Here is a 12,946-nt window from a genome sequence, read left to right as displayed (position 1 = left end):
ACGGGCAGCGATGTTCATTCGGCCGGCGAAGCCTCCATTATCAATGCGCCCAACCGCTGCAGCACATCCTTTGACAGGGGCGTCGAGCGGCGCGTCGCCTCATCCATCTGCACGATCACGGTTTGCGCCCTGGCAACGCAGGCGTCGTTCTGGAAGATAGCCTGATCAAGCGTCATCGAACTGCGCCCTACCTTCAAAACGCGCGTGCCGATATCGACCGTGCCGGGCCAGTTGATCTCCGACAGAAAATCGAGCTTGAGGCTTGCGATCACGAAGGCGGCACTTTCCTTCGCAAGCGGTCCTGTCTCGGGATTGAAGAACAGCTCGACCCGGCCGGTTTCCAGAAACGTTGCGAAGACGGCGTTGTTCACATGGCCCTGGCGGTCCGTATCGGCATAGCGCAGCTTGTCCGACGTCCGCACCGGAAAGTCTTCAAGCTTCGGCATCTCACCTTTCATGCGGCTTCCCTGATCTTGCGCCAGACGAAGAGGAACAGGATGGCCCCGACGGTTGCGAGCACGAGCTGATCGACGAAGCCACCCGTAATCTTGAGGCGCAGGATCTCGGCAAGCTTGCCGCCGACAAGCGCTCCGACCAGCCCCACAACGAGGCTGCCGATGAACCCGCCACGGCTGTCGAGCACACGATAGGCTACTGCACCGGCAATCAGGCCGATGACGATCCAGAAGATGAATCCCATAAGTTCCCCGGTCGATCTTCGTCAGGCGAGGAAGCGGGCGATCAGCACAACGATGATGGCACCGATGGCAGCAACGACGATCTGGTTCACGTATTCATTGCCCAGATTGACGTTGATCCCGCTCAGGTTCACGAGCAAACCGCCCGCGAATGCCCCGATCAGTCCCGTAACGAGATAGCGCAGTAACCCGCCGCCCCCCACGATGAAGCTGGCCAACCATCCTGCAAGAATGCCGATTGCGCACCAGATAAGGATGTTTTTCGCTTCCATGTCCGCCTCCGTTCCGTATCGCCTGCCTGAGATGCGGCGTATGCCGCACTCTCAGGGTATCGTAAGGCTTTATATCCGCAACGGTATTTATCTGTAATGATCGCCACCTCAGATATTCAGCACCCGCCCGTAAGCATCGAGCACGCTTTCCTTCATCATTTCGGAAAGCGTCGGGTGCGGGAATACGGTGTGCATCAGGTCTTCTTCCGTGGTCTCAAGGTTCATGGCAACCACGTAGCCTTGGATAAGCTCGGTCACTTCGGCCCCAACCATATGCGCGCCGAGAAGCTGGCCGGTCTTGGCATCGAAGATGGTCTTGACCAGACCATCCGGCTCGCCAAGGGCGATCGCCTTGCCGTTGCCCATGAAGGGGAAGCGGCCGACCTTGATCTCATAGCCCGCCTCCTTCGCCTTCGGCTCGGTGAGGCCGACGCTTGCGACCTGCGGATGGCAGTAGGTGCAGCCCGGGATCTTGTTCTTGTCCATCGGGTGGACGTCGAGACCGGCGATCTTCTCGATGCAGATGACGCCCTCGTGCTCCGCCTTGTGAGCAAGCATCGGCGGGCCGGCGACATCGCCGATGGCATAGACGCCGGGCACATTGGTGCGGCCGTAGCCGTCGATCACGACGCAGCCGCGGTCCGTTTTCACGCCAAGCTCCTCAAGGCCAAGGTTCTCGATATTGCCGACGACACCGACGGCGGAAATCAGCTTGTCGGCGGTAATGTCCTGCTTCTTGCCGTCCTTCGTCTCAACGGTTGCAGTGACCGAGCCCTTGCCCTTCTTGACGGCGGTGACCTTGGCATCCAGCAGGATCTTGATGCCCTGCTTCTCGAAAGCTTTCTTGGCGAGGCCCGAGATTTCCGGGTCTTCCACCGGCATGACCTGGGGCAGAAGCTCCACCACCGTCACGTCCGCGCCCATCGTTCGGTAGAAGGACGCGAACTCGATGCCGATCGCACCAGAGCCCATGACGATGAGGGATTTCGGCATGGACGGCGGGACCATCGCCTCGAAATAGGTCCAGATGTTTTCCTTGTCCGGCTCGATGCCCGGCAGCGTGCGCGGGCGCGCGCCCGTGGCGATGATAACGTGTTTGGCGGTATAGGTGCCCTCGCCCTTCACGCCTTTGGGTGCGGGATGCTGCGGCTCCATCGCGGGCTTGCTCGACTTCGAAACCTTGACCTCGCCCGGTTTCGTCAGCTTCGCCTCGCCCCAGATGACGTCGATCTTGTTCTTCTTCATCAAAAAGCCGACGCCGGCATTAAGCTGGCCGGACACGCCGCGCGAACGCTTGACGACGGCGGCAGCGTCGAAGCCGACCTTTTCCGCAGAAAGCCCGTAGTCCTTGGCGTGCGTCATGTAGTGATAAATCTCGGCCGACCGCAGCAGCGCCTTGGTCGGGATGCAGCCCCAGTTCAGGCAGATGCCGCCCAGGTGCTCACGTTCGACAAGCGCCGTCTTGAAGCCGAGTTGCGAAGCCCGGATCGCGGTGACATATCCTCCCGGCCCGCCGCCGATCACGATAACGTCGTAGCTCTCAGCCATGGTTTGATCCCTTTTTTACTGATCCGGCGCTTGCGCTGCCGCTTCTCTTCAAGTTCCAATCCCGCGTGCCGAGTCGTCCGACCCGGCACGTTCAAACTCTGTCGCCATCCGACCGGACGAAGCCGATCCCATGAAATCCAAACCGCTCAGCATCGCGCTTCTGGCGATTTCCTGCGTCGCAGTACTTTCGCTGTGGTTCGCGGCGTCCGTCGTAACTCCGGCGCTGATCGCCGATTACGGCATCGGCCCGACGCGCGCGGCAATGCTGACGACGGCCGTACAGATCGGCTTCGTTGCCGGAAGCCTTGTCAGCGCGATCCTCGGTCTGCCCGACAGGCTGGACCCGAGGCTGCTTTATTGCGCCGCCGCCCTGACGGGTGCCGTCGCCAATGCGGCATTTCTCTTCGTCGAGCCCGGCTCGACCGTTTCCATCGTTCTTCGGCTGATAACCGGCGCGATCATGGCGGGTGTCTATCCCGTCGCCATGAAGCTTTCGGTGAGCTGGGCGAAAAACGATGCGGGCCTTCTGGTCGGCACGCTCGTCGGCGCGCTCACCGTCGGCTCCGCGCTGCCGCATCTCTTCGCCTTCGCCGGCGATCTCGACTGGCGCGTGGTCATGACAACGGCGTCCACCGCCGCGGCAATCGGCGCCGTCCTGGTGCTTGGCGTCGGCATCGGCCCCGGCTTCAAAAACGCCGGCCGGTTCGATCCGCATGTTGCGCTGAGGGCGCTGAAAAGCAGGCCGCTTCGCCTGGCGAACTTCGGCTATTTCGGCCATATGTGGGAGCTTTACGCCGTCTGGGCCTGGCTTGGCAGCTACATCGCGGCAAGTTTTACCGTTACCGGCATGGCGGATGCGGCATCCAACGCCCGTCTCGTCGCGTTTCTGGCGATCGGCTCCGGCGCACTCGGCGCCTTCGGTGGCGGCTACCTGGCCGACCGTATCGGCCGGACGCGGCTGACGATCATCGCACTTGCGATCAGCGGGGTCTGTTGTCTTGCCGCCGGGCCGCTGTTCGGAGCAGCACCCGGCCTGATCGTCCTGCTCTCGCTGGTCTGGGGTGTTTCGGTCATCGCCGATTCCGCGCAATTCTCCACCGGCGTCGCGGAACTCAGCGAACCGGGAACCCAGGGCACCATCCTCACCGTCCAGACCGCGATCGGCTTTGCAATCACGGTCATCACCGTTCAGGGCCTGCCGGCGTGGGTGGAGCTTGTCGGCTGGCAATGGGCATTCCTGCCGCTCGTTCTGGGGCCGATTTTCGGTATCGTGGCGATGGCTCGCCTGAGAAACCTGCCGGAAGCCGCGAAGATGGCTGGCGGCAAACGCTGAACGGATATGGGGTTGCGGCGGAAACCTTCCGCCGCAAACCTTATTCGATTTACTGATTTCGGCCGTGGCCGGCATCGATCCGGCCTCAGACGAGCATCGACATCGGATTTTCGATGAAGCCCTTGAAGGCCTGCAGAAGCTGGGCCCCAAGCGCACCGTCCACCGCGCGGTGATCGGTCGACAAGGTAACGGTCATGACCGTGGCGATCGCCAGCGCACCGTCCTTCACCACCGCGCGCTGCTCGCCCGTGCCGACCGCCAGAATGGTGGCGTGCGGCGGGTTGATGACCGCGCTGAAGTCCTTGATGCCGAACATGCCAAGGTTCGAGACTGCCGTCGTGCCGCCCTGATATTCCTCGGGCTTCAGCTTGCGCTCACGCGCACGGGTGGCGAGGTCCTTCATCTCGGTGGAAATGACGGAAAGCGTCTTTTCTTCCGCCCGGCGGATGATTGGCGTGATCAGCCCGCCATCGATCGCGACCGCGACGCCTACATCGGCATGCTTGTGGAGGAGCATTCCGCCGTCCGTCCAGGAGGCATTCGCCGCCGGAACAGCCTTGAGGGCCAGCGCCTGGGCCTTGATCACCATGTCGTTGACCGAAAGCTTGTAGGCGGGCTTTCCGTCCTTGTCCGTCGGGGCGGAAGCGTTGAGCTGGGAACGCAGCTTCAGCAAGGCGTCGAGCTGACAATCCACCGACAGGTAGAAATGCGGGACGGATTGCTTGGATTCCGTCAGGCGGCGGGCAATTGTCTTGCGCATGCCGTCATGCGGCACAAGCTCGTAAGACCCTTCCTCGAAAAGCTTGAGGATCTGCTCATCCGACGGACCCGCAGCGACCGCCGCCTTCGGTGCCTCGGCGGCAGCCGGTGCCGCAGCCGGGGCAGCCTTGCCGGTGCCCTTCGCCAGCGCTTCGTCAATGTCGCGCTTGACGACACGTCCATGCGGGCCGGTGCCCTTGATTGCCTTCAGATCGAGGCCGTTCTGCTGGGCAAGCCGCCTTGCGAGCGGCGAGGAGAAGATCCTGTCGCCCGAGGCCGTCACGGGAGCGGGCGCCGGGGCCGCCGCGGCGGGAGCACCGACCTCGACAGCCGGAGATGACGCAGGTGCAGGCGGCGCTTCGCGCGCCTGATCGGCGCCATTTCCGGAAGACGGGCCGTCCGCTTTGGGAGCAGATGCGCTACCCGCCCCCTCGAGTGCGGAGGCATCTTCGCCTTCTTCCAGAAGAAGGGCGATCACCTCGTTGACCTTCACGCCGGAAGTGCCTTCGGCGACGACGATCTTGCCGACGGTGCCTTCCTCGACAGCCTCCACTTCCATGGTGGCCTTGTCCGTCTCGATTTCGGCGATGACGTCGCCGGGGGCGACCTGGTCGCCCTCCTTGACGAGCCACTTGGCCAGGTTGCCCTCTTCCATCGTCGGCGAGAGGGCCGGCATCAGAATATTGATCGGCATGGCTTCCTCCGGCCTCAGGACGTGTAGGTAACGGCTTTGACCGCGTCGATGACTTCACCGACGTTGGGTAGCGCGAGCTTTTCAAGGTTTGCGGCATAAGGCATCGGAACGTCCTTGCCGGTAACCCTGAGGACCGGTGCGTCCAGCCAGTCGAACGCGCGCTCCTGCACCTGGAAGCCGATTTCCGACGAAACCGAGCAGACGGGGAAAGCTTCTTCTACCGTGACGAGGCGGCCCGTCTTCTTGACCGATTCAATCACCGTGTCGATGTCGAGCGGCCGGATGGAGCGCATGTTGATAACTTCCGCGGAAATTCCCATTCCAGCCAGTTCATCGGCGGCCTTGATCGCATAGGTCATGCCGATGCCCCAGGAGACGATGGTGACGTCGGAGCCTTCACGCTCGACCTTCGCCTTGCCGATCGGCAGAACGAAATCCTCCATGTCCGGCACCTCGAAGGAGTGGCCATAGAGTATTTCGTTTTCCAGGAAGATCACCGGGTTCGGATCGCGGATCGCGGCCTTGAGCAGGCCTTTCGCATCCGCCGCCGAATAGGGCTGCACGACCTTGAGGCCCGGAACATGGGCGTACCATGCCGCATAATCCTGGCTGTGCTGGGCGGCAACGCGCGCGGCAGCTCCGTTCGGCCCGCGGAAAACCATGGGCGCGCCCATCTGCCCGCCCGACATATAAAGCGTTTTCGCGGCGGAATTGATGATCTGGTCGATCGCCTGCATGGCGAAATTGAAGGTCATGAATTCCACGATCGGGCGCAGGCCCGCCATCGCCGCGCCGACGGCCAAACCGGCAAAGCCGTGTTCCGTGATCGGCGTGTCGACCACGCGTTTCGGGCCGAACTCGTCAAGCAAGCCCTGGCTGATCTTGTAGGCGCCCTGATATTCGGCAACTTCCTCGCCCATCAGGTACACGTTCTCGTCACGGCGCATTTCCTCCGCCATCGCATCGCGGAGCGCCTCGCGTACCGTGGTCGAGACCATGCTGGTGCCTGCCGGAATTTCCGGATCGGCGGCGGGTTTCGGCGCGGCAGGCGCCGCGGGAGCGGGCGCCGCACCCTCAGCAGGAGCTTCTGCAGGTTTAGGTGCCGCCGGAGCTTCGGCCTTCGCTTCCGCCCCTTCAAGCGCGGAAGCATCCTCGCCATCGGCCAAAAGCATCGCGATCGGCGTGTTGACCTTGACGTTGTCGGTCCCTTCGGAAACGAGGATCTTGCCGAGCGTGCCCTCGTCGACGGCTTCCACTTCCATGGTGGCCTTGTCGGTCTCGATTTCCGCGATCACGTCACCGGCGGCGACCGTATCGCCTTCGGACTTGACCCATTTGGCAAGTTTGCCTTCCTCCATGGTCGGAGAAAGAGCCGGCATCAGAATTTCAATCGGCATCGTTTTCTCTCCGCCTCAAAGAAGAATATCGGTGTAAAGCTCGGACGGGTCCGGCTCGGGATCGTTCTGGGCGAATTCGGCCGCTTCGTTGACGACCTCCCTCACCTTCTTGTCGATCTCCTTGAGCTCGTCCTCACTCGCCCATTTCTTTTCGATCAGGCGGTTGCGAACCTGCTCGATCGGATCGCGCTCGGTGCGCATCTTCTGCACCTCGTCCTTCGAGCGGTATTTCGCGGGATCGGACATGGAATGCCCGCGGTAGCGATAGGTAATCATTTCGAGAATGTAAGGGCCCTTGCCCGAGCGGCAGTGCTCAAGCGCCTTTTCGCTCGCCGCCTTCACCGCGCGAACGTCCATCCCGTCGACCTGCTCGCCGGGAATGCCGAAGGAAGCGCCGCGCTGCGACAGGTCGGTCGTCGCCGACGCGCGCTCGACACTGGTGCCCATGCCGTATTTGTTGTTCTCGATCACGAAGACGACGGGAAGCTTCCAAAGCTGCGCCATGTTGAAGCTTTCGTAGACCTGGCCCTGGTTCGAGGCACCATCGCCGAAGAAGGTCATCGAGACGCGCCCGTCTTCCCGGTATCGATTGGCGAAGGCAAGCCCGGTGCCGAGCGAGACCTGCGCGCCGACGATGCCGTGGCCGCCGTAGAAATCCTTTTCCTTGGAGAACATGTGCATCGAGCCGCCCTTGCCCTTGGACAAGCCGCCGCGACGCCCGGTCAGTTCCGCCATCACGCCCTTGGGGTCAAGCCCCATGGCGAGCATGTGCCCATGGTCGCGGTAACCGGTGATCATCTGGTCGCCGTCTTTCTTGGCAAGCTGCATGCCGATGACGACAGCCTCCTGGCCGATATAGAGATGGCAGAAGCCGCCGATCAGGCCCATGCCGTAAAGCTGACCCGCCTTTTCCTCGAAACGGCGGATGAGCAGCATCTCCTTGTAGGCTTCAAGCTCCTCTTCCTTCGAGAAATCGGCAATTGCCGGCGCGGCTTTGGATTTCGACGCGCTGGAGCGGGACCGACCAGCGCTCTTTGAGCGCGTGGCGGTTGTTTTTCTTGCTGTGGCAGCCATAACCCTCTTCTCGCAAAAGGCCCGTTTCGGGCGGCGTTCCCTCACAAACGATAGCGGACGGTACTTGAGGTCGCCTGTCAACAAAAGACCATTTCGACGCGTATCAGCCATGCATCAACATATTGGCTGGATTTACGAATTCGGAATAAACCGATATTAGATTAATTATGTCTAATGAACGCGATTTTAGTTAACGCTACAAAGGCTATCGGCGCGGGCGCAGGATGGCGACTTCCTGAGGGTGAACCAGATTGAGCGTCTTGCGCGCGCGTTCGTCGATCATATCCGGGTCAAGACTTTCCGGACGCAGCAGCGCAACGCGGTGCTGAAGCTCCTTGCGCTGTTCCCTGAGGACGGCAAGCTCCGCTTCGAGCTTCTGTATCTGATGCTCTATCCGCGCGCGCCCGACGAGGCCGAATTCGCCGTTGATCGCGTGAAATCCGAAATAGGTGACAATGGCGATGGCAATCGTCGGGATGACGAGACGTTGCCAGATCGACTTCTTGCGGTGGCGGGTCGCTTTGAACGGCACGAACGGGTCCCTTACACAGATACATTCAGGGCCATTTGCCTCGAGGTCTTGATGCTCGAGGTGATTAGGAGACTTTGCCCGAACAGGCTTAATAGTTGGTTTCGATACTTCGTAAAAATGCTTCGCCGGGATGTGGCGGCCAATCGCCCTTGCGCATAGCATTGCGGCTCGAGAAACGGAATTTTCGGAACAACCCATGACCATTACGCCATGACAACGCGGCATTTGGCCGTTTACACCTTCGGCAATTTCATCAGGCCGTCGGAGCACCCTTCAAATCAGGGCTTCCATGATCGCAACGATCCGAATTTCGCGGCAGTAGAAGTGGCAGACGGTTTTATCGCCCGCTCCGGCTATGATGACGAGCCGGGCCCTGAAAGCTGGGGCGAGCAAGTCTATCCGCGTTTCTACATCGAGCATGGCGACGGCTGGGCGCCGTCCACGCTGTCGCTCTGGGAAGACGTTCCATCGATCATAGCCTTTGCCTACCACTCGGGCATCCACGCCGAGGCCATGAGGCACGGGCGCGAATGGTTCATTAAACCTGAGTGGCCGCCCTATGCGCTCTGGTGGGTGGACAGCGGGCACATGCCGACATGGGCGGAGGCGATCGAGCGGCACGAATTCCTGCACGACAACGGGCCGACGGCTTTTGCCTTCAACTTCAAGCAGCCGTTCGATGAGAAAGGCCAGCCGACGACGATCGACCGCGACGCGATAAAGCGGAAGGCGGCAAGGAATGCCCAAACGCTTCGCCGCATCGCTTCATAGGGCGAGCGATAGCCCGCCTCACGCCGCCTTTGTCTCGGCTTGCGCAAGCCTGGAGAGCTTCATCAGGATCGCCGCGGTTCCCTTCAATCGGCTCTCGGGCGTTTCCCAGTCGCGCGACAGCACGATCTTCTGGTCGGGCCGGATGCGCGCGAGCGAGCCCTGCTCGGTGATATAGGCGACAAGGCCTGACGGATTTGGGAACTCGCTGTTGCGGAACTGGATGACGGCGCCCTTCGGACCGGCGTCGATCTTTTCCACATTCGCCTGACGGCAAAGCCCCTTGATGAAGACGATCTTCAAAAGATGCTCGACCTCCTCCGGCAGCGAGCCAAAACGGTCGATCATCTCCGCGCCGAAGGCATCGATGTCCTGCGGGTCCGAAAGATCGGCCAGGCGGCGGTAAAGCTGCAGGCGCAATTGCAGATCGGGCACGTAATCCTCCGGGATCAGGACCGGCGTGCCGACGGTGATCTGTGGCGACCACTGCTCCTCGCCAAGATCCTCGCCGCCGGACTTGAGTTGCGCGACCGCCTCTTCCAGCATCTGCTGGTAAAGCTCGAAGCCGACCTCCTTGATATGGCCGGACTGTTCCTCGCCCAGAAGATTGCCGGACCCGCGGATATCCAGATCGTGGCTGGCAAGCTGGAAGCCGGCGCCGAGGCTGTCAAGCGACTGAAGCACCTTGAGGCGGCGCTCCGCCGTCGCCGTCAGCGTTTTGTTGGCGGGCACCGTGAAGAGCGCATAGGCGCGCGTCTTGGAGCGGCCGACCCGGCCGCGAAGCTGATAAAGCTGGGCAAGGCCGAACATATCGGCCCGATGCACGATGAGCGTATTGGCGGTTGGGACGTCCAGCCCCGATTCCACGATCGTGGTGGAGAGAAGCACATCGAACTTGCCTTCGTAAAAGGCGTTCATGACGTCGTCCAGTTCGCCCGGCGGCATCTGTCCGTGGGCGACGGCGACCTTCACCTCCGGCACCATCTCATCGAGGAAGGCCTTCGTATCCGCAATGTCGGAAACGCGTGGGCAGACGTAGAAGCTTTGGCCGCCGCGATAGCGCTCGCGCAAGAGCGCCTCGCGTACCACCAGCGGATCGAACGGCGAGACGAAGGTGCGGACCGCGAGCCTGTCCACCGGGGGCGTGGCGATCAGCGACAGTTCGCGAACGCCGGTGAGCGCAAGCTGCAGCGTGCGGGGGATCGGCGTCGCTGAAAGCGTCAGCACGTGGACATCGGCCTTCAGTTCCTTGAGCCGCTCCTTGTGCTTCACGCCGAAGTGCTGCTCCTCGTCGATGATGAGAAGGCCGAGGTCGCGGAACTTGATCGACTTTCCAAGGAGCGCGTGCGTGCCGATGACGATATCGAGCGAACCGTCGGCGATCCCCTTCTTGGCCTCCGACAACGCCTTGGCCGAGACAAGGCGCGAAGCCTGCGCGACGTTGATCGGCAGGCCCTGGAACCGTTCGGCGAAGGTGCGGTAGTGCTGGCGGGCAAGCAGCGTGGTCGGCACGACGACGGCGACCTGGCGACCGGTCATGGCCGTGACAAAGGCAGCCCTGAGCGCCACTTCCGTCTTGCCAAAGCCGACATCGCCGCACACCAGACGGTCCATCGGTCGCCCGGTTGAAAGGTCCTCGAAGATGGAATCGATCGCCGTGAGCTGATCGTCCGTTTCCTCGTAAGGAAAACGCGCGGCGAACTCATCATAGACGCCGTCGGGCGCCGAAACGACAGGCGCCTGCTTGAGCGCGCGTTCGGCAGCCGTCTTTATCAGACCGTCGGCGATCTCCAGGATGCGCTTCTTCATGCGCGCCTTGCGCGCCTGCCACGCACCACCGCCGAGCTTGTCCAGCTGGACGTCGACATCTTCCGAGCCGTAGCGCGTCAGAAGCTCGATATTCTCGACCGGCAGGAACAGCTTGGCGCTGAGCGCATATTGCAATTCCAGACAGTCATGCGGCGCACCTGCCGCCTCGATCGTGCGAAGGCCCAGAAAGCGGCCGATGCCATGCTCGACATGAACCACAAGATCGCCTTCCGAAAGGCTTGTCGCCTCGGTCAGAACATTGGCGCCCTTGGCCTTGCGCTTGCGCTGACGGACAAGACGGTCGCCCAGGATGTCCTGCTCGCCGATGACGGCAAGATCGCCGATTTCGAAACCATGCTCGATGCCGAGCACGGCAAGTCCGGTCATGCCCCTGGGCAGTTCACGCGCCAAAGCTTCGGTCTCCACCGGAGCAACACGATCAAGCCCGTGATCGCCCATCACCTGGGCAAGACGCTCGCGCGAACCGTCGCTCCAACAAGCGATGACGACCCGTTTGTCGTCTTTTTCGAGCTTTCGAACGTGATCCGTGAGCGCATCGAAAATATTTATGTCGCCAGCAGCGCGCTCGGCCGCGAAAGAACGGCCCTGCCGCCCGTCAAACTCGATGATCTGCTGCCCCTGCCCCTGCGGCACGGAAAAGGCGGAAAGCCGCGCCGTCGCCTGATCGGCAAGATCCTGCGTCCATTCGTCCTTGCTAAGATAAAGCTCGCGCGGCTCAATCGGCTTATAGGGCACGGCACCCGCCGTCATTCCGCCTTGCATCGCCTCCACGCGGGCGGAGTAATGCTCCTCAACCTGCTCGAGGCGTTCACGAACAACATCGTCAATGGCGCCATCCAGCATGATGGGCGTATCGCCCGTATAGTCGAACAACGTTTCGAGCTTGTCGTGAAAAAGCGGCAGCCAGTGCTCCATGCCGGCGTAGCGGCGGCCTTCGCTGATCGATTGATAGAGAATGTCGCCACGGTCGGCGGCGCCGAAGCGGCTGACATAGCCTTTCCGAAACCTGGACACCGCCTCTTTGGAAAGCACAGCCTCGCTCATGGCGACAAGCTCAATCGCCTTCATCTGGCGCGTGGTGCGTTGGGTTTCCGGATCGAAGGCGCGGATCGATTCCAGCGTATCCCCGAAGAAGTCGAGCCGCACCGGTTCATCGCCTCCAGGCGAAAAAAGGTCGACGATGCCGCCGCGCACCGCGTATTCGCCGGTCTCGCGCACCGTGGAAGAGCGCAGAAAACCGTTAAGCTCCAGCCAATCGACCAGTTTTGAAAGATCGACCCGGTTGCCCGGCAGCGCGCGCCAGCTCTGAGCCTTGGAAAAATCGCGCGACGGCAGACGCTGGAGTGCGGCATTCGCCGTCGTCAGAAGCACGACCGGCCTTTCTTCCCTCACTCCATGGGCAAGCTGACCCAAAACCGCCAGGCGCTGCGCCACAACGCTCGCGTTGGGCGATACGCGATCATAGGGCAGACAATCCCAGGCCGGAAGTTGAAGAAGCCCCGCCTCGGGAGCGAAGAAGGAGAAAGCATCCGCCGCCATCTGCATATGCTGTGCATCGCGCGCGATGAAAACGAGCGAAAGGCCGTTTTTTTGCTGCTCGCGCAGGATGCGGGCGAGCGCATAGACATCCGCCCCGTCAGGAATACCGGTCAGGACAACATTGCCGCGGTCACGCAGGAAAGCTTCGAACACCTTCGGTCAACTCCGTGAAAAAATACGAAATATCAGTCGGAAACCCGGGTCCGCTGATAGGCGAGAATCCGCCGGAAAAGGGCTGTATCCCACTTCTCAGGCACCTCGGCGCGACCCGTCATCCATGCGTATAGCTCCTGATCGGGAATTTCGAGCATCGCCTCGATCTCATCGAGTTCGCCGTCCTCAAGGCTCGCCACATGCTGCCTGATGAAACCGCCGAAGATGATATCCATCTCGCGAATGCCCCGGTGCGTGCTGCGGAAGAGGATTCGCTTGCGGCGCGGATCGAGGGGCTGCTCCGATGAAGCATTCGGGTTTTCGGCGGTCATTCAAGCCTCTTGCGATA

At 61.6% G+C, this 12,946-nt stretch carries 12 protein-coding genes; 2 read left to right on the top strand and 10 right to left on the bottom strand.

All coding sequences use genetic code 11. The features are described from left to right. Positions 1-14: 14 nt before the first annotated feature. From HPQ64_RS13785 to lpdA, 4 genes are all read right to left on the bottom strand, one after another. Complete coding sequence (locus tag HPQ64_RS13785; protein WP_210260269.1) at positions 15-458, bottom strand: acyl-CoA thioesterase; 444 nt, start codon at positions 456-458, stop codon at positions 15-17. Beyond that, a complete protein-coding gene (locus HPQ64_RS13780) occupies positions 455-700 on the bottom strand; it encodes a GlsB/YeaQ/YmgE family stress response membrane protein (RefSeq protein ID WP_172889060.1) in 246 nt (81 codons plus the stop codon). Before HPQ64_RS13780 ends, HPQ64_RS13785 begins: the two co-directional genes overlap by 4 nt. A 21-nt stretch (positions 701-721) precedes the next feature. Further along, the gene (locus tag HPQ64_RS13775) at positions 722-970 is read right to left on the bottom strand and encodes a GlsB/YeaQ/YmgE family stress response membrane protein (protein WP_172889059.1); all 249 of its coding nucleotides are present in this window, start codon (positions 968-970) and stop codon (positions 722-724) included. Between the two features lie 108 nt (positions 971-1,078). After that, positions 1,079-2,518: a dihydrolipoyl dehydrogenase gene (gene lpdA, locus HPQ64_RS13770; protein WP_172889058.1), complete on the bottom strand. Its 1,440-nt coding sequence runs from the start codon at positions 2,516-2,518 to the stop codon at positions 1,079-1,081. Between the two features lie 130 nt (positions 2,519-2,648). Between lpdA and HPQ64_RS13765 the strand changes: the two genes are divergently transcribed. Continuing rightward, complete coding sequence (locus HPQ64_RS13765; RefSeq protein ID WP_172889057.1) at positions 2,649-3,851, top strand: MFS transporter; 1,203 nt, start codon at positions 2,649-2,651, stop codon at positions 3,849-3,851. Between the two features lie 85 nt (positions 3,852-3,936). Here the strand turns inward: HPQ64_RS13765 and HPQ64_RS13760 are convergent, their stop codons facing one another. The 4 genes from HPQ64_RS13760 to HPQ64_RS13745 form a co-directional block, all read right to left on the bottom strand. Beyond that, positions 3,937-5,304 carry a pyruvate dehydrogenase complex dihydrolipoamide acetyltransferase gene (locus HPQ64_RS13760; protein WP_172889056.1) on the bottom strand — a complete coding sequence of 456 codons (1,368 nt, stop codon included), beginning with the start codon at positions 5,302-5,304 and terminating at the stop codon, positions 3,937-3,939. A 14-nt stretch (positions 5,305-5,318) separates the two neighbouring features. Continuing rightward, positions 5,319-6,701, bottom strand: coding sequence for a pyruvate dehydrogenase complex E1 component subunit beta (locus HPQ64_RS13755; protein ID WP_172889055.1), 1,383 nt, complete (start codon positions 6,699-6,701; stop codon positions 5,319-5,321). Positions 6,702-6,716: 15 nt separating this feature from the next. Then, complete coding sequence (gene pdhA / locus HPQ64_RS13750; RefSeq protein ID WP_172889054.1) at positions 6,717-7,775, bottom strand: pyruvate dehydrogenase (acetyl-transferring) E1 component subunit alpha; 1,059 nt, start codon at positions 7,773-7,775, stop codon at positions 6,717-6,719. Between the two features lie 205 nt (positions 7,776-7,980). Next, positions 7,981-8,307 carry an FtsB family cell division protein gene (locus HPQ64_RS13745; RefSeq protein ID WP_343036005.1) on the bottom strand — a complete coding sequence of 109 codons (327 nt, stop codon included), beginning with the start codon at positions 8,305-8,307 and terminating at the stop codon, positions 7,981-7,983. A 210-nt stretch (positions 8,308-8,517) separates the two neighbouring features. Between HPQ64_RS13745 and HPQ64_RS13740 the strand changes: the two genes are divergently transcribed. Continuing rightward, positions 8,518-9,078: a DUF3291 domain-containing protein gene (locus tag HPQ64_RS13740; protein WP_172889052.1), complete on the top strand. Its 561-nt coding sequence runs from the start codon at positions 8,518-8,520 to the stop codon at positions 9,076-9,078. Between the two features lie 18 nt (positions 9,079-9,096). Here HPQ64_RS13740 and mfd read toward each other — a convergent pair whose 3' ends face one another. Together mfd and HPQ64_RS13730 are read right to left on the bottom strand one after the other, a co-directional pair. Then, positions 9,097-12,597: a transcription-repair coupling factor gene (mfd, locus tag HPQ64_RS13735; protein ID WP_172889051.1), complete on the bottom strand. Its 3,501-nt coding sequence runs from the start codon at positions 12,595-12,597 to the stop codon at positions 9,097-9,099. Positions 12,598-12,629: 32 nt separating this feature from the next. Next, a complete protein-coding gene (locus tag HPQ64_RS13730; protein WP_172889050.1) occupies positions 12,630-12,929 on the bottom strand; it encodes an FAD assembly factor SdhE in 300 nt (99 codons plus the stop codon). Positions 12,930-12,946: the final 17 nt, after the last annotated feature.

Source organism: Hongsoonwoonella zoysiae (genome assembly GCF_013266695.1).
GTDB classification, from domain to species: domain Bacteria; phylum Pseudomonadota; class Alphaproteobacteria; order Rhizobiales; family Stappiaceae; genus Hongsoonwoonella; species Hongsoonwoonella zoysiae.
The sequence above is the reverse complement of the archived record's forward strand: the minus strand, read 5'-3'. Positions and strand labels throughout refer to the sequence as shown.

Excerpts from the sequence above, each read along its gene's own strand:
- lpdA (WP_172889058.1), bottom strand. The coding sequence starts at position 2,518 with ATGGCTGAGAGCTACGACGTTATCGTGATCGGCGGCGGGCCGGGAGGA.
- HPQ64_RS13780 (WP_172889060.1), bottom strand. The coding sequence starts at position 700 with ATGGGATTCATCTTCTGGATCGTCATCGGCCTGATTGCCGGTGCAGTA.
- HPQ64_RS13740 (WP_172889052.1), top strand. The coding sequence starts at position 8,518 with ATGACAACGCGGCATTTGGCCGTTTACACCTTCGGCAATTTCATCAGG.
- HPQ64_RS13730 (WP_172889050.1), bottom strand. The coding sequence starts at position 12,929 with ATGACCGCCGAAAACCCGAATGCTTCATCGGAGCAGCCCCTCGATCCG.
- pdhA (WP_172889054.1), bottom strand. The coding sequence starts at position 7,775 with ATGGCTGCCACAGCAAGAAAAACAACCGCCACGCGCTCAAAGAGCGCT.
- HPQ64_RS13755 (WP_172889055.1), bottom strand. The coding sequence starts at position 6,701 with ATGCCGATTGAAATTCTGATGCCGGCTCTTTCTCCGACCATGGAGGAA.
- HPQ64_RS13765 (WP_172889057.1), top strand. The coding sequence starts at position 2,649 with ATGAAATCCAAACCGCTCAGCATCGCGCTTCTGGCGATTTCCTGCGTC.
- HPQ64_RS13760 (WP_172889056.1), bottom strand. The coding sequence starts at position 5,304 with ATGCCGATCAATATTCTGATGCCGGCCCTCTCGCCGACGATGGAAGAG.
- HPQ64_RS13775 (WP_172889059.1), bottom strand. The coding sequence starts at position 970 with ATGGAAGCGAAAAACATCCTTATCTGGTGCGCAATCGGCATTCTTGCA.
- HPQ64_RS13785 (WP_210260269.1), bottom strand. The coding sequence starts at position 458 with ATGAAAGGTGAGATGCCGAAGCTTGAAGACTTTCCGGTGCGGACGTCG.